At 74.5% G+C, this 19,865-nt stretch carries 19 protein-coding genes; 11 read left to right on the top strand and 8 right to left on the bottom strand.

Annotation, left to right across the window (positions count from 1 at the left end):
* Positions 1-49: 49 nt before the first annotated feature.
* The 4 genes from EV378_RS14720 to ssd form a co-directional block, all read right to left on the bottom strand.
* A complete protein-coding gene (locus EV378_RS14720; RefSeq protein ID WP_132425353.1) occupies positions 50-769 on the bottom strand; it encodes a type II secretion system F family protein in 720 nt (239 codons plus the stop codon).
* Positions 770-1,178: 409 nt separating this feature from the next.
* Positions 1,179-1,994 (bottom strand): type II secretion system F family protein, encoded by an 816-nt coding sequence (locus EV378_RS14715; protein ID WP_132425350.1) that lies wholly within the window; start codon positions 1,992-1,994, stop codon positions 1,179-1,181.
* Positions 1,988-3,148 carry a TadA family conjugal transfer-associated ATPase gene (locus EV378_RS35865; RefSeq protein WP_132425347.1) on the bottom strand — a complete coding sequence of 387 codons (1,161 nt, stop codon included), beginning with the start codon at positions 3,146-3,148 and terminating at the stop codon, positions 1,988-1,990. Before EV378_RS35865 ends, EV378_RS14715 begins: the two co-directional genes overlap by 7 nt.
* Positions 3,145-4,296: a septum site-determining protein Ssd gene (gene ssd, locus EV378_RS35860; protein WP_243653460.1), complete on the bottom strand. Its 1,152-nt coding sequence runs from the start codon at positions 4,294-4,296 to the stop codon at positions 3,145-3,147. Before ssd ends, EV378_RS35865 begins: the two co-directional genes overlap by 4 nt.
* A gap of 412 nt (positions 4,297-4,708) precedes the next feature.
* Between ssd and EV378_RS14700 the strand changes: the two genes are divergently transcribed.
* Positions 4,709-5,536, top strand: a complete 828-nt coding sequence (locus EV378_RS14700) for an HAD family hydrolase (RefSeq protein WP_132425345.1) — start codon at positions 4,709-4,711, stop codon at positions 5,534-5,536.
* 342 nt (positions 5,537-5,878) lie between these two features.
* Here EV378_RS14700 and EV378_RS14695 read toward each other — a convergent pair whose 3' ends face one another.
* On the bottom strand, positions 5,879-6,634 hold the full coding sequence (locus EV378_RS14695) for a Fic family protein (RefSeq protein WP_132425342.1): 756 nt from the start codon (positions 6,632-6,634) through the stop codon (positions 5,879-5,881).
* 503 nt (positions 6,635-7,137) lie between these two features.
* Here EV378_RS14695 and arfB point away from each other — a divergent pair.
* The 3 genes from arfB (at position 7,138) to EV378_RS14680 (ending at position 9,159) form a co-directional block, all read left to right on the top strand.
* Positions 7,138-7,569 (top strand): alternative ribosome rescue aminoacyl-tRNA hydrolase ArfB, encoded by a 432-nt coding sequence (gene arfB / locus EV378_RS14690; protein WP_243653459.1) that lies wholly within the window; start codon positions 7,138-7,140, stop codon positions 7,567-7,569.
* 122 nt (positions 7,570-7,691) lie between these two features.
* Positions 7,692-8,219, top strand: coding sequence for a phage holin family protein (locus EV378_RS14685; RefSeq protein WP_132425337.1), 528 nt, complete (start codon positions 7,692-7,694; stop codon positions 8,217-8,219).
* Positions 8,220-8,226: 7 nt separating this feature from the next.
* Positions 8,227-9,159, top strand: a complete 933-nt coding sequence (locus EV378_RS14680) for an alpha/beta fold hydrolase (RefSeq protein WP_132425334.1) — start codon at positions 8,227-8,229, stop codon at positions 9,157-9,159.
* On the opposite strand, the gene EV378_RS14675 is transcribed toward EV378_RS14680, so the two are convergent.
* Positions 9,146-10,252, bottom strand: coding sequence for a glycerophosphodiester phosphodiesterase (locus EV378_RS14675; protein ID WP_132427911.1), 1,107 nt, complete (start codon positions 10,250-10,252; stop codon positions 9,146-9,148). The two genes, EV378_RS14680 and EV378_RS14675, sit on opposite strands and share 14 nt — an antisense overlap.
* Before the next feature lie 122 nt (positions 10,253-10,374).
* Between EV378_RS14675 and purD the strand changes: the two genes are divergently transcribed.
* The 3 genes from purD to EV378_RS14660 all read left to right on the top strand — a co-directional run bounded on the left by purD (position 10,375) and on the right by EV378_RS14660 (position 13,425).
* On the top strand, positions 10,375-11,637 hold the full coding sequence (gene purD, locus EV378_RS14670) for a phosphoribosylamine--glycine ligase (RefSeq protein WP_132425331.1): 1,263 nt from the start codon (positions 10,375-10,377) through the stop codon (positions 11,635-11,637).
* Between the two features lie 258 nt (positions 11,638-11,895).
* Positions 11,896-12,108, top strand: a complete 213-nt coding sequence (locus tag EV378_RS14665; RefSeq protein ID WP_132425328.1) for a hypothetical protein — start codon at positions 11,896-11,898, stop codon at positions 12,106-12,108.
* A 186-nt stretch (positions 12,109-12,294) separates the two neighbouring features.
* On the top strand, positions 12,295-13,425 hold the full coding sequence (locus EV378_RS14660; RefSeq protein ID WP_132427909.1) for a pyridoxal phosphate-dependent aminotransferase: 1,131 nt from the start codon (positions 12,295-12,297) through the stop codon (positions 13,423-13,425).
* Here the strand turns inward: EV378_RS14660 and EV378_RS14655 are convergent, their stop codons facing one another.
* Positions 13,426-14,550: a threonine aldolase family protein gene (locus EV378_RS14655; RefSeq protein WP_243653458.1), complete on the bottom strand. Its 1,125-nt coding sequence runs from the start codon at positions 14,548-14,550 to the stop codon at positions 13,426-13,428.
* A 115-nt stretch (positions 14,551-14,665) separates the two neighbouring features.
* On the opposite strand from EV378_RS14655, the gene EV378_RS14650 reads away from it, so the two are divergent.
* The 3 genes from EV378_RS14650 to EV378_RS14640 are packed head-to-tail and all read left to right on the top strand — an operon-like array spanning position 14,666 to position 17,522.
* A complete protein-coding gene (locus EV378_RS14650) occupies positions 14,666-15,238 on the top strand; it encodes a TetR/AcrR family transcriptional regulator (protein WP_132425322.1) in 573 nt (190 codons plus the stop codon).
* 11 nt (positions 15,239-15,249) lie between these two features.
* Positions 15,250-16,668, top strand: a complete 1,419-nt coding sequence (gene purB, locus EV378_RS14645; protein WP_132425319.1) for an adenylosuccinate lyase — start codon at positions 15,250-15,252, stop codon at positions 16,666-16,668.
* Entirely contained in the window at positions 16,665-17,522 is an 858-nt protein-coding gene (locus EV378_RS14640) for a phosphoribosylaminoimidazolesuccinocarboxamide synthase (protein WP_132425315.1), read from the top strand. Before purB ends, EV378_RS14640 begins: the two co-directional genes overlap by 4 nt.
* Positions 17,523-17,624: 102 nt before the next feature.
* Here EV378_RS14640 and EV378_RS14635 read toward each other — a convergent pair whose 3' ends face one another.
* The gene (locus EV378_RS14635) at positions 17,625-18,599 is read right to left on the bottom strand and encodes a sugar-binding transcriptional regulator (RefSeq protein WP_132425313.1); all 975 of its coding nucleotides are present in this window, start codon (positions 18,597-18,599) and stop codon (positions 17,625-17,627) included.
* A 157-nt stretch (positions 18,600-18,756) separates the two neighbouring features.
* Here EV378_RS14635 and EV378_RS14630 point away from each other — a divergent pair, with 157 nt between their 5' ends.
* A complete protein-coding gene (locus tag EV378_RS14630; protein WP_279389629.1) occupies positions 18,757-19,854 on the top strand; it encodes an alcohol dehydrogenase catalytic domain-containing protein in 1,098 nt (365 codons plus the stop codon).
* Positions 19,855-19,865: the final 11 nt, after the last annotated feature.

Here is a 19,865-nt window from a genome sequence, read left to right as displayed (position 1 = left end):
AGGTCTCCTCGAACAGGGAGGGGCGATCGCCCCGGGACGGACCCGGTGGTCACCACCGGGAGAACACCTCGCCGGCGAGCCCGATCACGACCGGCGCGATGCCGAGGACCAGGAAGGCGGGGAGGAAGCAGAGGCCGAGTGGGGCGGTGATCCGCACTGCGGCCCGCTGGGCACGGGCTTCGGCGAGATCGGCCAGTTCGGCGCGGAGCCGTACCGCCTCCGCCGCGGCGGTGCGGCCGAGCGCGGCCCCGGTGGCGGCGGAGCGCGCGGCGGCCCGGCCGAACGTGGCCATCTCGGGCAGCGCGGCCGGACCGGCCCATGCCTCATCGGCACCGGCTCCGAGTGCCAGCAGACCGGCTGTCCGGCGCAGCGCCTCGCCCGATCCGCCGGGCAGGCGTGCGGCGGCCGCCTCGACGGCGACCGGTACGGCCAGTCCCGCCCTGAGACAGACGGCGAGCAGGTCCCACGCGGCGGCGAGATCGCCGGCGCCGGTCCGTGCGACCGACCGGCCGGACAACCGCCGCGCGGCGATCGCGACGGCGACGGCGGTCAGCACCGCGGTGACCGCGCCACCGAGACCTCCGATCACGGCCCAGAGAAGCCCGCCCGCCGCGGCCGCGACGATCGCGATCCGTACCGCGGGCGAGACGGTGGTGGCACCGGCCGCCGACCGATCGGGATCCAGCGCCCGGATCCGTGCCGGGCCCGTGCGCGCGTCGGCGACGACGAGTGCTCCGGCCGCAGCGAGGAGCGCCGCCGAGGTGCTCACGGCGACACCGCGTGCTCGCCGCTGCGGCGGATCCGGTCGAGATGGCGCTCATGGTTGTTCGCGCGGGTGTGGATCAACCACTGGTGACATCTCGACCGGGGTTGCCCGGCATGCGCGGGTTCCGGGGCGGGCGCGAGCCACTCCTGTGTGCCCGGCCGCCGATCGCCCACGGGACCAATCCGGTTGAGACGGGCGTTGTGAGGATCGACGGCGGGGCGAGGCAGCCACCGGTGCGGCGTGGCCGGAGTTCGCTCCCCTCGAGCGGGGTGTCGGCGAAGTACGTGGCTCGGATCGGTAGCCCGCACGCGCCTCGCGTGGCCGGTCCCGTCGAGATCGCACTCATGGTCGTCGCCGGGTCTGTGGATCAACCACTGGTGACATCTCGACGAAGGTCGCGCGTGCACGGGTGTCATGTCGGTACCGCCGAGCGCAGGATCCGGTCCGACCAGGCCATCCCCGCGGCGGTGAGCCCGCACCCCAGCAGGAGGAGGCCCTGACCCAGCAGGCCGTCACGGAGTACGGCCAGCGGGTCGGTCCCCATCATCTGGCCGAGACCGACGCCGAGCAGCGGCAGCGCGGTCAGCACCGTGGCGGTCGAGCGGGGCCCGGCCAGTTGTGCGCGGACACGGGAGGCGTGCCCGAGGCGCCAGCGGACGTCGTCCAGGACACCGCTCAACAGGTCGGCGAGGGGAGCGCCGTAGCGGTCGGCCAGCTCCCACGCCGCGGCGACGCGCTCCGTCTCGGCGGCGGCAGTGCCGCTGCGGGCGCCGCGCCGCAGGGCGTCCGGCACCGGTTCCCCGAGACGTGCCGCCGCGTCGGCGGGGGCGAGCAACCGGCGGGCGAGCGGGCCGTCGTGCACGACCCCGGCCAGTGCGGCGGCCGGATGCGCGCCGGAGCGCAGCTCGTCGGAGATCCGGGCGAGCGCGTCGGCGAGTTCGGTCGTCGCCGACGTCGTCCGCCGGTCCGCGGCCAGCCGTCGGCGGACCCGCCGCACGCCGACCACGCCGACGGCGGCGATCACGCCACCCACCGGACCGAGTGCCGCTGCGCCGACAACTCCGCACGCGAGGGCGAGCGCGCCCGGGCCGTACCGCCGGAGCCGGTCACCACCGCGACGCCCCGTGGCGGTCAGCGGCGCGACGTGCCGCAGCCGGCCGCTCCCGGGTGAACGCGGTAGGCAGAGCACCGCCCCGGCCAGCGCGCACAGGGCCGCCGCCGTCACCACGACGGCACCACGCCGCGCTCGCGGACGAGCGCGTCCAGGGCGGAACGGCCCGGTCCGACGCCCTCGCCGCGGACCCAGGCGGGGGACACCCGCACGGCACCGTCGCCCGCGTCGCGGTGCACGACCCCGACGGCGTCCAGCGCGCGCCGACCGTCCCGGCCGCGGGACATGTGGAGCACCACCTGGACGGCGGCCGCGAGCTGGCTCTGCAGGGTCGCCGGGGCCATCCCGCCGAGCCCGGCCAGCGCCTGCATCCGGGCCGGGATCTCGCGCACCGAGTTCGCGTGGACGGTGCACGCGCCGCCGTCGTGACCGGTGTTCAGGGCGGCCAGGAGATCGCAGACCTCCGCTCCGCGGACCTCGCCGACGACGAGCCGGTCCGGCCGCATCCGCAGGGCCTGGCGCACCAGGTCACGCAGCGGCACCCCACCGGCGCCCTCGATGTTCGGCGGGCGGGCCACCAGGCGCACGACGTGCGGGTGGTCCGGTCGCAGCTCCTCGGCGTCCTCGACGGTGACGAGCCGCTCGACCGGGTCGACCGCGCCCAGCAGTGCGTTCAGGAGCGTTGTCTTCCCCGACCCGGTTCCCCCGGACACGAGAACGGCCAGCCGCGCGTCGACGACCGCTCGCAACCACGCCTCCGCGGTCGCGTCGAGCGTTCCTCGTCGTCGCAGCTCCGTGAGGTCGTGCGCCGCCGGCCGGAGCACCCGCAGTGAGATCGACGTCCCGTCCGCGCACACCGGAGGGAGGACGGCGTGCAGGCGCACCCCGGAGTCGGCGAGCCAGCCGTCGACGTAGGGGCTCGCGTCGTCCAGCCGACGGCCCGCGGACAGCGCGAGCCGCTGGGCCAGCCTCCGGACGGCCGCCTCGTCCTGGAACGTGACGGCGCTGCGCTCGAGCCCGCGCCCGCGGTCGGTCCAGACCGCGTCCGGGGCGGTGACGAGCACGTCGGTGGTGCGTGGGTCGCGGAGCAACGCGTCCAGCGGACCCGCCCCGACGAACTCCTGGCGCAGCGTCTGGAGCGCGGCAAGCACGTCGAGATCCGAGGCGACACCCCCGGCCTCGGCGCGCACGGCCGCCGCGACGGCCGCGGGTCCGGTCTCGCCGCCCCCGTCGGCCAGCCGGGCACGGACCCGTTCGACCAGCGGGTTCACGGCCGGGCCCCGGCCAGCCGGTCCAGCACGACGACGGCGGCGGCGCCGAGCGGTCCGCGGCCCGTTCCCGGCGGGCGGCCGCGCTCCGTGTCGTGCCCGAGGCCGCCGTCCGGCCGCATGTCGGTGAGCAGCGGCAGCCCCACCGCCCGCGCGGCCTCGGTCGCCGTGATGCCTCCGGGCGAGGGACCGCGCACGACCACCTCGACGCCCGCCGTGTGCTCGGCGAGGATCTGTGCGACCCGACCACCCGCGGCGCACGAGCGGACGTCGGCAGGCACCACGAGCACGACGAGATCGGCGCCGCCGAGCGCGGCGAGTGCCGCTTCGGTCGGGTAGCGGGGGAGGTCGCAGACGACCGTGTCCCCGACGCGCCGCCCGGCCTCCAGCACGGCTGCCACGGCCGTCCGTTCGGGACCGTGGGCCGAGCGGGCGCAGGACAGCACGGCGAGCCCGCGCCCGTCCGGCCCGCCGACGACGGCGTGGGGCAGCGCGTCGTGCAACGCCCCCGCGCGCACCCGCCCGTCGGCGACGGTCAGCTCCGGCCACCGCAGGCCGGGCTCCTGCTCGACGCCGAGCAGCAGGTCGAGCCCGCCGCCGAGCGGGTCGCAGTCGACCAGCAGGGTGCCGGTGCCGCTGCGGGCTGCCGCCACGGCCGTCGCCGCTGCGAGCGTCGACGCGCCCGCACCGCCGCGCGCGCCCACGATCGCGACGACCGCGCCGGGCCGCCCGGACCCGGACCGGTCGGTCGAGTCGGCCAGCGCCGCGACCAGCCAGGCCTCCGCCTCCGGCAGCGTGACCACCTCGGTCGCCCCGACCGTCACGGCGGCCTGCCACACCCATCCCGGTGGCTCGCCCCGCGCGACCAGCACCACGCCGTCGCGGCGGGGCAGACCCGCTGCGGCGCACCGCCGGGCGGCCTCGCCCTCGAGCAGCACCATGGGGGCGCCCGCCCACCACCGCCGCGCGTCGGCGGGGTCGGCGGCCCGCTGCACCTCGACGCACGCGGCGGCGGCCAGCCGCAGCACCGCGTCCAGCAGCTCCGGCTCGTCGGCCATGATCAGGCAGCGCTGGTCCATCGTCGTCCCCTCCACACCGCCCGCCGGTTGCGAGCCGACCTCCAGCGTGCGGTCGCCGGAGCCGCCCGCCACGACGAACCGGGCGCCTGTGGACGGATCCGCAGGGTTGTGGACAGACGACCGGAGGGGCGGCCCTGAGCACCGGAATCCGTCGCCCACCGGCGGGATGATGAGACCGGGGGACCCCTGAACCGCGCCCGGGAACCAGGACGGCCCCCGCCAGGGGGGATTGGCGGGGGCCGTCGGTTGGTTCAGCTCCGGGGGGTCGAGCTGAACCGCTCGGAACGCGTCCGAGCTATCGACAACTGTAGCTGTAACTGACCCGTCACGCCCATACCCCGACGCGGGTCTGCTCCGACCGGCCCAGTATCGCTACTCCGTCGGAGCGGGGCACCGCGATCGTCGCGGCTGATCGCGCGAGTGCCGTGCGCCACCGCGACCGCGCTGCCGACCTGCGAAGACCGGTCTGGCAGGCTGCGGCGCCGTGCCCGCCGATCCTGTCCCCGCAGCCGGTCCCGTGCCGCGCACGGCCGCGTTTCTCGATCTGGACAAGACGATCATCGCCGGGTCCAGTGCGCTGGCGTTCTCGAGACCGTTCCGGCGCGAGGGACTGATCAGCAGGCGGACGATGCTCCGCGGCGCCTACGCCCAGCTGCTGCTCGTCCTGTCCGGTGCGGACGCGCAGACGATGGAGTCGTTGCGGCGCCGTCTGACGGCGCTGTGCGAGGGCTGGGAGGTCGATCAGGTCCGGGCGATCGTCGGCGAGACGCTGGACGAGATCGTCCGGCCGATGGTCTACGCCGAAGCCACCGAGCTGATCGCGCGGCACCGCGCCGCGGGGGAGGACGTCGTCGTGCTCTCGGCATCCGGCCAGGAGGTCGTCGAACCGATCGCGGCGCTGGTCGGCGCCGACCGGGCCGTCGCGACCCGGATGGCGATCCGGCACGGCCGGTACGCGGGCGAGATCGAGTTCTACTGCTACGGCGAGGAGAAGGCGAACGCCGCCCGGCGGCTCGCCGACGAGCACGGCTACGACCTGGCCGACTGCCACGCGTACACCGACTCGATCACCGACCTGCCGCTGCTCGAGGCCGTCGGGCACCCGGTCGTCGTGAACCCGGACAAGGAGCTCCGGCGGGTCGCGCGCGAACGCGACTGGCCGGTGCGGACGTTCGCGCATCCGGTCCCGCTGCGGTCGCGCCTGCGCTCACGGTCCGTGCTCGGCGTGGCCGGTGCCTGCGCCGCACTCGTCCTCACCGGCGCCGGCTGGTACTCCGCCCGGCTGCGGCGTGCGGGTCGCGGCGGCGGATGATCGGGTGACCCCGGTCACGGCCGGTGCCTGAACCGGTGCACCGGATCCGGACCCTTGCCGCGCGCGTCGCACACGGCTAGGAATGTCCCCACGGACCTCGGTCAGGCCAGAGGCGGTACGGCAGAGAAGTACCCGTCTCCCCCGTCCGGGCTCCGTGCACGAGAGCCGGGCACTTCCACGCCGAGCACGCCGCGGGAGGCATGTCGTCGTGGGCCTGCGTACCGGGACGCCGGACGCCGAGGCCGCCGACACGACACGTAGTGCACGCCAGGATCCCGGTTGTCGCGCAGGTTGGGCGGCGCTCCTCCAGGGGAGCGCCGCCCGACTCGTGTCAGGGGCGGGTCAGCCTGCCTGCGCCTCCGCGATCGACGTGCCCTCGCGGCCACCGGCCTCCCACTGCGCGCAGCAGTGCAGGATCCATGCCGCCAGGCCGTCCGGGGTGCCGGACGCGAACCCCTCGACCGCCGCGCGGTAGTCGCCGGAGCGCCGCAGGTGCCCGACCTCCGGCACCGCGAGCCCCCGCGGGTCCAGGCCGGACGACATCGCCGTCAGCCGCGCCGCCGCACGGGCCACGACGCCGTTGGCGGTGCCGAACGGCTGCAACCCCAGTAACTCTCCGTGCACAACGGCGACGAGTACCGGTGCCGGCACCGACGTCCCACCGGTGATGAACCCGGCCAGGAGCGACAGCCGCCCGGACACCTCGGCGTCGCCCTGCGGGCGGCCGAGCACGCGGGAGTGGTCCTCGACCGGGACGAGGTCGGCCGCGGCGAGCATGTGCAGCCGGGCCAGCCCCTGCATCGGGGCCGTGCGCCAGACGTCGAGCAGCCGGTCGCGCTCGTCGGCGACGCGGACGGCGCCGGCGAGCACCGGGTCCTCGACGTGGTCGGCGCGCACCGGTTCCAGCGGCGCCCCGTCCAGCGCCGCGGACGCGCGTGCCGCCCGCAGGGCCGCCTCGGCCGAGGTCGCGGGCCAGCCGCGGCGGTTCACCGGGTGGTTGTGGACTCCTGTCACCGCGTCCCGCGCCCTCGCCACGGCGTCGGCGACACCGGGGAGGTCGACGAGCGGGGCCAGCGGATCGGTGGCGGTGGGTGGCACACGGGAATCGTCGCACCGCGGCGTCGTGGTGCCGCGCCGCCCGGCCCGTGTGGCCGACGGGGGTGTCGGGGCGCGCCGACCCGTGCGGCACCCGGTACGCCGAGGCGCCCGTCCCGCGCGCCCCGGGCGCCTCAACCGTCGATCCGCGGATGAGGAGCTGAGCGGTCGCTCGGCGAACCACCCACGCCACAACCGTCGATCACCGGGCGGATCGACCGTGCGTGGAGGGCGGGGTCCGGGAAGGCGAGCGTCGCGCCGCCCGGCCCGTGCGGTGCCCGGTACGCCGGGGCACCCGTCCCGCGCCACCCGGTCTGTGCGGTGCCCGGTATGCCGGGGCACCCGTCCCGCGCCGCCCGGTCCGTGCGACTCCCGGTGCGTCGAGGGCGGGCGTCCCGCGCCACCCGGCCCTGTGGCACCCGGGACGCGCCCGTCCCGTGTCGCCGATGTCGTGGCGCTCCGGGAACACGCGTGTGTCGGAGGCGCCGGTGGGGGAGGGTGACCGTGTGGCGGACGGCGACGGGATCCGGGTGCGACGCGGCGTCGTCGTTCCGGAGTCCGAGCTGCGGTGGCGCTTCTCACGCGCCTCCGGTCCCGGCGGGCAGGGCGTGAACACCACCGACTCGCGGGTCGAGCTGTCGTTCGACCTGGCCGGCTCGCCGAGCGTGCCGGAGGGACTGCGGACGCGTGCGCTGGAACGGCTCGCGCACCGGCTGGTCGGCGGCGTGCTGACCGTCGTCGCCTCGGAGCACCGCAGTCAGCTGCGCAACCGCGAGGCCGCCCGCGAGCGGTTGGCCGGCCTGCTGGCCGAGGCGACCGCCGCCGGTCCTCCGCCGCGCCGCCCGACGCGGCCGACCGCGGGCTCACGACGACGGCGACTGGACGCCAAGACGCGCCGGGGTGCGATCAAGCGTCTGCGCGGTCGGCCGGACGAGTGACCCGAACGGGCGTGGCGCAGCCGAGCGGGGCACGGGGCCTCATGGCACGATGACGCCCCAGTGATCGGGGTCCTCGTCGGAAGGACCCTCGCGAACAGACCTGTGGTTCTGGAGGGAAGACGGTGGCCAGCTCGACCAGCAACTCCGGTAACGGAGACGTCCCGCCCGTCCTGCCCTCGATCCCGCTCTCCCCGGAGCCCGGTCCGCGCGAGCAGTCCATCGGATCGCTCGCCAAGGACGTGACCACGCACCTCTCGTCGCTCGTGCGCGCCGAGGTGGAGCTGGCCAAGGCCGAGGTCACCGCCGAGGTCAAGAAGGGCGTGCAGGGCAGCATCTTCTTCGTGGTCGCCGCCGCGATCGGCCTGTTCAGCCTGTTCTACCTCTTCTTCTTCATCGCCGAGCTGCTCGCCGTGTGGCTGCAGCGCTGGGCGGCGTTCGGCATCACGTTCCTGATCATGCTGCTGGCCGCGGGCCTGTTCGGCCTCCTCGGCTACCTGCGGGTTCGCAAGATCCGCAAGCCGGAGAAGACGGTCGACTCGTTGAAGGCGTCCGCGCAGGTGTTCTCCCAGATCGGCAAGTCCGACGAGGACCGGCCGCGCGAGCTCACCGTGAACGCGGGGGCCTCGACCGGACGGCCCGCCGGCAGCTGACGCTTCGGTGGGCGAGCGCCACCCGCCGGACCCGGCCACCGTCCGGCTGCCCGGCCCGTGGACGCACCGCTCGGTGTCGGCCAACGGCATCCGGATCCACGTCGCGGAGTACGGCAGCGGCCCGCTGGTCGTGCTGCTGCACGGGTTCCCGGAGTTCTGGTGGACCTGGCGCCACCAGATCACGGCGCTCGGGGACGCGGGGTTCCGTGTCGTCGCGCCGGACCTGCGCGGCTACGGCGACACGGACAAGACGCCGCGCGGCTACGACCTGTGGACGCTGGCCGGTGACTGCGCCGGCCTGATCCGGGCGCTGGGCGAGCCGCGGGCCCACCTCGTCGGGCACGACTGGGGTGCGGCGATCGCGTGGAGTGTCGCCGCCCTGCACCCGCGCCTGGTCCGGTCGCTGACCACGCTCGGTGCGCCGCACCCCGTGACCATGCGCGACCGCCTGCTGCTCGACCCGGCCGGTCAGGGCCGGGCCAGCCGCTACATGCTGGGCTTCCAGGTGCCGCGCGCCCCGGAGCGCTCCCTGCGCCGGGACGACGGCGCGCGCGTCGAGAAGATCATGCGAGCCTGGTCCGGCCCGGACTGGACGAGCACGCCCGACTTCGCCGACGCCGCCCGGCACAACCGCCGCGCCATGCAGATCTCGACCGTCGCGCACTGCTCGCTGGAGTACTACCGGTGGGCCGTCCGCTCCCAGTTCCGCACGGACGGCGCACGCTTCGCCAAGGCCGTCTCGGCGCCGACGCACGTGCCGGTGCTGCAGGTGCACGGCGCCGACGACCCGTGCGTGCTGGACCGAACGATGCGCGCCTGCCGCGGCCGGGCGGCGGGCGAGTTCACGCACCACGCGCTGCCCGGCGTCGGGCACTTCCCGCACCAGGAGCGCCCGGAGGAGACGTCCGGGCTGATCGGAGCGTTCCTCATCGCGCGGTGACGGCCAGCAGCGCCGTGTCCGCGTTGTCGGAGAACACACCGTCCACGCCCGCGTCGAGGAACGCCGTGTACTCGGCGAAGATGTCGCCGTAGTCCGCCGGCGTGCCGGGCGAGCGCAGGTTCGTCGGCAGGAACTCGTTCTCGTTGCGGAACGTGTAGGGGTGCACCAGCAGCCCGGCCGCGTGCGCGTTCGCGACGAGCGGGGTGACCGCGCCGAGCGAGCCGTCCGGGTTGCGGGCGATCACCTGGTCCTTGTTCGGCCCGACGGCGTCGGCGTAGGTCGCGATCTCCTTCAGGCCCGCGGCGGTCGTCAGGTCCGCCCACGTCCGCTCGTCCCCGGCGGCGACGAGGTCGGCCGGCGCCCCGGTCGCGTCCGTGAGCTGGACCAGCGGCACCTTCAGCGACGACCGCAGCGCGCGCAGGTTCCCGGTCTCGAACGACTGTACGAACACCGTCGCGCCCGGCCGGTTCAGCCGCGCGGCGTCGAGTGCGTCGACGACCTTCTGCTCCATCGCCAGACCGCGCCCGGTGAACCACGTGCTGTGCTTGATCTCGGGGTAGATCCCGATGTCGCGGCCGAGCTCCTCGGACAGCCGCGCCTTCAGCTCGATCAGCTCGCCGAACGTCGGAATCGGAAACCGGCCGTCGTAGATCCGGTTGTGCGGCCGCGTCTGCGGGATGCGCTCGACGGCGCGCAGCGTACGCAGCTCGGCGAGCGTGAAGTCGTCGGTGAACCAGCCCTCGTAGCGGGTGCCGTCGATCGTCTTGGCGGTCCTGCGGGAGGCGAACTCGGGGTGCTTCGCGACGTCGGTCGTGCCGCCGATCTCCGGCTCGTGCCTGCAGACGAGCTCGCCGTCCTTCGTGGACACCAGGTCGGTCTCCATGTAGTCCGCGCCCATCCGGGCGGCCAGCTCGTAGGAGGCGAGCGTGTGCTCGGGGCGGTAGCCGGACGCACCCCGGTGCCCGACGACGAGTGGCCGGTCGGGCGCGGAGTCGGCCACCGGCCGGACGCCGTGGCTGACGGCGGCACCCGCCGCGAGCGTGCCGAGGACGGCGGCCGAGCCGGTCGCGGTCAGCAGCGAACGACGCCCGATACGCAGGGAGGAGAGGGTCACGGACGCACCGTGACACGCCAGAGCGACCGGGTACAGGACGGCGGGTGAACTGGAGATGCCGGTGCGGCGGCCCGGACGACCGGGATCTACGCTCGTCGGTCGTGCGAGTCCTGGTGGTCGGAAACGGCGCGCGTGAGCACGCCATCGCGGTGTCGCTGGCGCAGGACCCGGAGGTGACGGCTCTGGCCTGTGCCCCGGGCAACGCGGGGACCGCCGCCGTCGCCGAGCAGCTCGGTCTCGACGTGAGCGACAACGACGCGCTGGTCGCTCTCGCCGGTCGGTGGCAGGCCGACCTGGTCGTGATCGGCCCGGAGGTCCCCCTGGTCAACGGCGCCGCGGACGCGGTGCGCGAGGCCGGCATCGCGTGCTTCGGCCCGAGTGCCGCCGCGGCCCGGATCGAGGGCTCGAAGGCGTTCGCGAAGAGCGTGATGAGCTCGGCCGGGGTGGCGACCGCGTCCTCGGTGATGGTGGACAACCCGGCCCACCTGGAGACCGCGCTCGGCGTGTTCTCCCCGCCCTACGTCGTCAAGGACGACGGGCTCGCGGCCGGCAAGGGCGTCGTCGTCTCCGACGATCTCGAGGTCGCCAGGGCGCACGCGCTGCACCTGCTCGACTCCGGGCACCCGGCGTTGCTGGAGTCCTTCCTGGACGGCCCGGAGGCGTCGCTGTTCTGCCTGGTCGACGGCACGACCGTCGTCCCGCTGCTGCCGGCGCAGGACTTCAAGCGCGTCGGTGACGACGACACCGGCCCGAACACCGGCGGGATGGGTGCCTACGCGCCGCTGCCGTGGGCCGGCCCGGATCTCGCGGACGAGCTCGTGGCGAGCGTCGTCCGGCCGGTCGCCGAGGAGCTCGACCGGCGCGGCGCCCCGTTCTCCGGGCTGCTCTACGCCGGGATTGCGCTCACCTCGCAGGGCCCTGCCGTGATCGAGTTCAACTGCCGGTTCGGCGACCCGGAGACCCAGGCCGTCCTCGCGCTGCTGCGCAGCCCGCTGTCCCGCCTGCTGCACGCCACGGCGACCGGCACGCTCGCCGAGCAGCCTGCGCCGGAGTGGGCGCCGGGATCCGCGGTGGCGGTGGTGGTCGCCGCCGACGGGTACCCGGCGACGCCGCACCTCGGTGACGTGATCACCGGGGCGGACTCCGACGGCGTCCTGCACGCGGGCACCCGGCGGCGCGACGACGGCGCCGTCGTCTCCAGCGGCGGTCGCGTCCTGTCGGTGGTCGGCACCGGGCCCGATCTCGCCGCGGCGCGGGCCGAGGCGTACGCCCGCCTGGCGCCGATCCACCTGGCCGGCTCGCACCACCGCACCGACATCGGGCTGCGCGCGGAGCGCGGCGAGATCGCGATTCCGTCGGGGTGAGCCGCGCCACGGCGCGGCACGCGTCGTGTGTCGCCGGGGTTACCGGTCGGTCACCCCGCCCCGTTCCGGCCGTCTCGAGGTAAGCGGTTGCTGACCTGCTGATGCTCATGGCGTCGGTGACTACGCCGAATGGTGCTGTACAAAACAGGCAAACAGCCTGTTAACCGACTCGTTCCCGGTTGATTCGCTCCCGGTCGGGAGTGAATCGTCCTGATCACCGACACACATCCGGTGTGTCGTGATCACAGGAGGAACCTCATGGCCAACGCTCCCCAGCCGGCCCGCAGGAACCGTCGCAAGGCCGTCGTCGCCGGCCTCGTCGCGGCTCCGCTGGCCGTCCTGGCCTTCTCCGGCTCGGCCCAGGCGGCCGAGCTGACCCCGGTCGCCGAGTACCTCGACCAGACCGTGGCGGACACCGAGGCCCAGCTCGGCGCGGTGCTGGACGACCTCGGGCTGAAGGCCGCCGAGTAGGCACGCACGACGTTCTCGGGCCCCGGCGGTGCGTACCGCCGGGGCTCCGGGGTCCCCCGACCCGGAACTACCCTCACGGTCGTGACCGGACAGAGCACTGGCGGATGGACGTCGGCGGAGCCGGCGGGGCGGGAAGGGCGCAGACTGGGCGTCGCCGCCCGCGCCGCCGTCGCCCCGTTCCACGTGATGGACGTGTGGGCCGCCGCCGCGGAACGGCAGCGCACGCACGGCGACCTGGTCAACCTCTCGGCCGGCCAGCCGTCCACCCCGGCGCCGGAGGCGGTGCGCGCCGCGGCCGTCGAGGCGCTGCAGACCGAGGTCCTCGGCTACACCGTGGCCCCGGGGAACGCCGAGCTGCGGGACGCGATCGCCGCGCACTACGGCCGCACCTACCGCGTGGACGTGGCGCGCGAGGACGTCGTCGTGACGACCGGGTCGTCCGGCGGTTTCCTGCTCGCGTTCCTCGCCGCGTTCGACGCGGGCGACCGCGTCGCGCTGGCCCGCCCCGGCTACCCCTGCTACCGCAACATCCTCGCCGCGCTCGGATGCGAGGTCGTCGAGCTCCCCTGCGGGCCGGAGACCCGGTTCCAGCCGACCGTCGAGATGCTGGAGGCGCTCGACGAGCCGGTGCGCGGCCTGATCCTGGCCAGCCCGGCGAACCCGACCGGCACCGTCGTCGCGCCCGACGAGCTGGCCCGGATCGCGACCTGGTGCGAGCGCACCGGCGTGCAGCTGGTCAGCGACGAGATCTACCACGGCATCACGTTCGGCGGTGACGGCGGAGCCCCGCAGACGGCGTGCGCGTGGGAGTCCTCGCGCGAGGCGGTCCTGGTCAACTCGTTCTCTAAGTACTTCTCGATGACCGGGTGGCGGCTCGGGTGGCTGGTCTGCCCGCCGCGGCTGCGCCGCACCGTCGAGGGCCTCGCCGGCAACTTCACGGTGTGCCCGCCCGCGCTGCCGCAGCACGCGGCGCTCGCCGCGTTCACCGAGGCGGCGCTGGCCGAGGCCGACGGTCACGTCCCGCGCTACGGGCGCAACCGGGACCTGCTCGTCGAGGGCCTGCGCGAGCTGGGCGTCGACAGGGTCGCCCCGCCGGACGGCGCGTTCTACGTCTACGCCGACATCGGGCACCTGCTGAAGCCGGGTGAGGACTCGATGGGCCTGGTCTACCGGCTGCTGGACGAGATCGGGATCGCCGTCGCGCCCGGCGCCGACTTCGACCCGGTCGACGGCGGCCGGTTCGTGCGCTTCTCCTGCGCCGGCGCCGAGGACGACGTCCGGGAGGCGTTGCGACGGCTGCGGGGCTGGATCGGCTGATCAGCCGGCGGCGGGTCGCTCCTGCGGCGCCGCCGGTCCCACGCCGCCGATCCGGCCGGCCGGACCGGTGCTGGCCGGGCCCACCTCGCCGATCCGGTCGAGCGCGGTGCGGACGTGCCGCTCGGTGACGTCGCGGTGGGTCATCAGCCGCAGCTTCCCGCCGATGCCGGCGGCCCGTACGCCCACCTCGGCGAAGTGCTCGATCGTGCCGGCCAGGTCGGCGACCTCCACGAGGACGATGTTGGTCTGCGGCTCGCGCACCCGCCAGCCCCGCTCGCGCAGGCCGTCCGCCAACGTCGAGGCCAGCGCGTGGTCCTCGGCGAGCCGGTCCATCGAGTCCAGCGCGACGAGGCCGGCCGCGGCCATGATCCCGCCCTGGCGCACGCCGCCGCCCAGCATCTTGCGCAGCCGCCGCGCCTGCTCGACGAACTCCGCGGACCCGGCCACCACGGACCCGACCGGCGCGCCGAGACCCTTGCTCAGGCAGACCGACACGGTGTCCGCGCCGACCGTCAAGGCCGCGGGCGGCACGCCGAGCGCGACCGCCGCGTTCCACAGCCGCGCACCGTCCAGGTGCACGGCCAGCCGCGCGGCGCGGGCGGCCGCGGCCACCGACGCGTGCTCCTCCGGCGGGACGACCGTGCCGCCCGCCGAGTTGTGGGTGTTCTCCAGGCACAGCAGCGCCGGGCGGAGCGTGGCGTACGAGTCGTCGACGGCGGCGGCGCGGCGCACGGCCGTCGCCGACACCTTGCCCGGGCCGGCGTCGTGCGGTAGCGGACGTGGCATCCCACCGGCCAGCCAGGCCGCCGTCCCCAGCTCGAAGTCGAGGACGTGCGCGCCCTGCGGCGCGAGGAACGCTTCGCCCCGGCCGAGGTGGCTCATCAGGGCGATCAGGTTGGCCATCGACCCGGTCGGCGTCCACAGCGCGTCCGCGGCGCCGAGCATCCCGGCGACGCGGCGTTCGAGCTCGCGCATCGTCGGGTCGCGGTCCAGCACGTCGTCGGCGACCTCGGCCGTGCTCATGGCCTTGCGCATCGCGGCGGACGGGGCGGTGACCGTGTCCGAGCGGAGGTCGATCGGCTCGTCGATCGGGGTGGCCCTCCGGTTGCGTGTGGTCGCTCGCACGCGACCACTATCCGTCATCGGAGTCGTCGACGACACACTCGGGTCACGAAAGGGTCACGGATGCGGTGAGCGGGCCACGAGCGGTCGGGCGGGCGTACCCCGGCAGGATGGTGCGATGGCGCGTCCGACCGAGAAGGGGGAGCGGCGGCGACGGCTGCTCGCCGAGGCGGCGGCGGGGCTCCTGGCCGAGGGCGGTTTCGAGGCGGTCCGGCACCGCGCCGTCGCGGAGCGGGCCGGGTTGCCGCTGGCGTCGACGACGTACTACTACGCGTCGCTGGACGAGCTCGTCACGGCCGCCGCCGAGGTGCTGGGCCGCACCGAGCTGGACGAGGCCATGGCGACCCTCGACGCGGCCGGATCCGACGACGACCCCCGCGAGATCGTGCTGGACATGCTGCTCGGTCCCGCGTCGCGCACCGACGGACTGGACGCCGTGCTCCGGCACTTCGAGCGCCTCGTCGGGGCGGGCAGGCGGCCGTACCTGGCGCCGCTGATGCGCGCCCAGCGCGCCGAGCTGGACGCGCTGCTGACCACGGCGCTCGCCCGCGCGGGCCACCATCCGGACCCGGTCGCGCTGCGGCGGATCGTCGCGCTCGTCGACGGCGCCGTCGTGTCCGCACTGATCGAGGCGGACGCCGACACCCGGACCATCGCCCGCGCCGCGCTGGCCGACGCGCTGAGCACGTAACCTTCTCCCACGTGATCCCCAACGTCCTGGCCGCCCGCTACGCGAGCGCCGAGCTGGTCCGCCTCTGGTCGCCCGAGTACAAGATCGAGCTGGAGCGACGGCTGTGGATCGCGGTCCTGCGTGCCCAGCGGGATCTCGGCATCGAGGTTCCGGAGCAGGCGATCGCCGACTACGAGGCCGTCGTGGACCGGGTCGACCTCGCGAGCATCGCCGAGCGCGAGCGCGTCACCCGCCACGACGTGAAGGCCCGCATCGAGGAGTTCAACGCGCTGGCCGGGCACGAGCACGTGCACAAGGGCATGACCAGCCGCGACCTCACCGAGAACGTCGAGCAGCTGCAGATCCGGCTCTCGCTCGAGCTGGTCGCCGACCGCACGGTGGCGCTGCTGGCCCGCCTCGGCCGCCGCGCCGCCGAGTACGCGGAGCTGGTGATGGCCGGGCGCAGTCACAACGTCGCCGCCCAGACGACGACGCTGGGCAAGCGGTTCGCGAGCGCCGCCGACGAGCTGCTCGTCGCGCACGCCCGGCTCGACGACCTGCGCTCCCGCTACCCGCTGCGCGGGATCAAGGGCCCGATGGGCACCGCGCAGGACATGCTCGACCTGCTGGGCGGTGACGCGGACAAGCTGGACCGGCTGGAGCGGCGCGTCGCGGAGCACCTCGGCTTCTCGGAGGTGTTCACCAGCGTCGGACAGGTCTACCCCCGCTCCCTCGACCACGACGTGGTGACCGCGCTCGTGCAGCTGGCCGCGGCGCCGTCGTCGCTGGCCACGACGATCCGCCTGATGGCGGGCGCCGAGCTCGCCACCGAGGGCTTCGCACCCGGACAGGTCGGCTCGTCCGCCATGCCGCACAAGATGAACGCCCGCTCCGCGGAGCGGATCAACGGCCTGATGGTGATCCTGCGTGGACTGTCCACGATGACCGCCGACCTGGCCGGTGCACAGTGGAACGAGGGCGACGTGAGCTGCTCGGTGGTGCGCCGGGTCGCGCTGCCGGACGCGTTCTTCGCGCTCGACGGGCTGTACGAGACGGCGCTGACCGTGCTCGACGAGTTCGGCGCATACCCGGCCGTGATCGCCCGCGAGCTGGACCGCTACCTCCCGTTCCTCGCGACGACGGCCGTGCTGATGGCCGCCGTGCGCGCGGGCGTCGGGCGGGAGACGGCGCACGAGGTGATCAAGGAGCACGCCGTCGGCGTCGCGCTCGCCATGCGCGAGCGGGGCCAGGCCGACAACGACCTGCTGCAGCGCCTGGCCGGCGACGACCGTCTCGGCCTGCCCTCCGGCACGCTTGACGGCCTGCTGGAGGACCCGATGCGGTTCACCGGCGCCGCGTCCGCGCAGGTCACCGCCGTGTGCGAGCGGATCGCCACGATCACCGACCGCAACCAGGACGCGGCCAAGTACGCCCCAGGAGCGATCCTGTGAAGCTGATCCACTCGGGCAAGGTCCGCGAGCTGTACCTCGACGAGGACTGCGACCCCGCCGAGCTGCTGCTCGTCGCGTCCGACCGGCTCTCGATCTACGACGTGATCCTGCCGACGCCCATCCCGGACAAGGGCGCGATCCTCACGGCGCTGTCGCTGTACTGGTTCGAGCGCACCGCGGACCTCGTGCCGAACCATGTCATCGGCACCGAGCGGATCCCGGGCGAGTTCGCCGGGCGCGCCGTGCGCTGCCGCCCGCTGGAGATGCTGCCGGTCGAGTGCATCGCCCGCGGCTACCTGACGGGCCTCGGGCTCAAGGAGTACGAGCGGGACGGGGCGGTCTCCGGCGTGCGGCTCCCGGACGGCCTTGTCGACGGCTCGCAGCTCCCGGAGCCGATCTTCACGCCGACCACCAAGGCACCGGTCGGCGAGCACGACGAGTTCATGACGTTCGACGACGTCGTCGCACTCGTCGGCGGCGACGCGGCGGAGACGCTGCGGGCCCTGACACTGGAGGTCTACCGCCGCGGCGCGTCGTCGGCCGCGGACGGCGGCATCCTCGTCGCGGACACCAAGCTGGAGTTCGGCCGCGACGCGAGCGGCGAGATCGTGCTCGGCGACGAGGTCCTGACGCCCGACTCGTCGCGGTTCTGGCCGGCCGACCGGTACGAACCCGGCCGCCCGCAGTTCTCGTTCGACAAGCAGTACGTGCGCGACTGGTCGTCGCATCTGGACTGGGACCGCACCGCCCCCGGCCCCGAGGTCCCCGACGACGTGGTGCGGGTCGTGCACGACCGCTACGCCGAGGTCTACCGCCGGATCACCGGGCAGGAGTGGATCTCCCCGGCGCGGTGACCGCGGAGCCGGTGCACCCCGGCCCGGCGTGCCGCACCGTCCGCGACGGGTGCGACACGCCGGCGCGGGGTGCGCCACGCCCGGCAGGTGTGCGGCAGACCGTCACGACGGCGCGTGCCCGCCAGGAGCGCCGGGGTCGAGCCGGTCGAGCAGCGCCGCGGCCGTCGGGGCGTCGGTGACGAGCCGGTTGAACAGACCCGCCCGCGCGGCGACGACGATGCTCGGCACCTTCTCCGTCCCGGCGGCCGCGGCGATCGTCCGCGGCACCTTCCGCAGCTGCTCGGGGGCGATGCGCACCATGCGGTCGCTGCCCGGGAAGTCGATCGGGCCGCCGTCGGCGCGGTAGAAGTTCAGGCAGACGTCGCCGACCGCGGCGCGCAGTCCCTCGTCGTCCAGCGGGACCGACGTCGAGATCGACTCACGCCCGGCGGGCGGGGCACCGATGCCGACCAGCGCGGCGTCGGCGTTGGTCCAGAACCCGGTGACCCGCTGGAACTCCGGATCCTCTGCGAGGGTGCGGCGCATCGCCGGGGACGGCATGGCCTGCGTGAACAGGAAGTTCGGGCGGCCCTGCATCCGCTCGGCGACCGCGCGGGTGATCTCGTTCGTCTGGTGCCACGCCTCCGGCTCGGAGACCCCGCCGACGGTCGGCACGATGTGCAGACCCGGCACCGCGGGGAGTGCCTCGTGGCCCAGCTCCCACACGGTCCGTCCGGACGACACCAGCAGCACGTCCCCGGAGTGCAGGCCGGCGTCGCGCAGCGCCTCGCCGACCGGTTCCGCCAGCGCAGGCCCGAGATCGGTCGCGGCGAACGGCGCGACCCACACCTTCTCGACGCCGAGCGCCTCCGCGAGCCGCAGTGCCTCGTCGCCGCCGGTGCCGAGCGAGTCCGGGTCGTGCACCGAGATCCGCACGATCCCGACCCGTCGTGCCTCGGCGAGCAGCCGGGACACGGTCGGCCGGGAGACGGTCAGACGCTCCGCGATCGCGGCCTGGTTCAGTTCGTCCACATAGTACAGCCGTGCCGCCCGATGCATCAGCCTCAGGTCACGGCGGGTGAAGTCCCGCGGCGCCATCACCGCCTCCTTCCGTCCACCCCCGGATCCTCTCCCACCATCGTACTGCACGTTTGTTCACATTAGAACGGATGTGTTGACGGATGTTCACAGCAGAACGCATGCTCAGGACATCCGTTCACGCCGAGGTGAGCGTGACGCCGATGGAGGTTCCGCCGTGGCTGCCGAGACAGCGATTCCCGCCCGGATGCAGGCCGTGGTCGTGCACGGCCCCGAGGACTACCGGCTGGAGGAGGTGGACGTCCCGAAGCCGGGGGCCGGTGAGCTGCTCATGCAGGTCGAGGCCGTGGGGGTCTGCGCGAGCGACCTGAAGTGCTACCACGGCGCGGCGAAGTTCTGGGGCGACGAGAACCGCCCGGCGTGGGCCCAGACCGGTGTCACCCCCGGCCACGAGTTCGTCGGGCGCGTCGTCGACGGCGACGCCGAGGGTCTCGCGCTGCACGGCGTCTCGGTCGGTGACCGGGTCGTCTGCGAGCAGATCGTCCCGTGCGAGCAGTGCCGCTACTGCCTGCGCGGCCAGTACTGGATGTGCGGCCCGCACGACATGTTCGGCTTCCGCAACTTCGACGGCGCGATGGCCCAGTACATGGTGGTACCGACCCGGGCACGCGTGCACACGGTCTCCGCCGACCTGGAGCCGCAGCACGCCGCGTTCGCCGAGCCCCTGTCCTGCGCGCTGCACGCCGTGGAGCGGGCCACCATCTCCTTCGACGACGTGGTGGTCGTCGCCGGGTGCGGTCCGATCGGTCTCGGGCTGATCGCCGGCGCGCGGGCGAAGAACCCACGCCTGCTGATCGCGCTGGACCTCGACGACCACAAGCTCGAGCTGGGCCGCCGCACCGGAGCCGACCTGACGATCAACATCGGCCGCGAGGACGCCGTCGCCCGGGTCAAGGAACTGACCGACGGCTACGGCGCCGACGTCTACCTCGAGGGCTCCGGCGCCGTCCCGGCCGTCGCGCAGGGCCTGAACCTGCTGCGCAAGCTCGGCACCTACGTCGAGTACTCCGTGTTCGGCTCCGAGGTCACCGTCGACTGGTCGATCATCTCCGACGACAAGGAGCTCGACGTCCGCGGCGCCCACCTCGGCCCGCACTGCTGGCCGGCCGCGATCAAGATGTTGGAGGACGGCAAGCTCCCGATCTCCGACATCTGCACCCACCAGGTGCCGCTCGCGGACTTCCAGAAGGCCCTCGACCTCGTCGGCGACACCTCCGGTGCGTCGGTCAAGGTCTCGATCCTCCCGAACGCGTGAGGGGGCCGGAC

It is taken from the genome of Pseudonocardia endophytica, from assembly GCF_004339565.1.
In the GTDB taxonomy this organism is placed as follows: Bacteria; Actinomycetota; Actinomycetes; order Mycobacteriales; family Pseudonocardiaceae; genus Pseudonocardia; species Pseudonocardia endophytica.
Note: the sequence above shows the minus strand (reverse complement) of the source record. Positions and strands in the feature narration are given on the sequence as shown.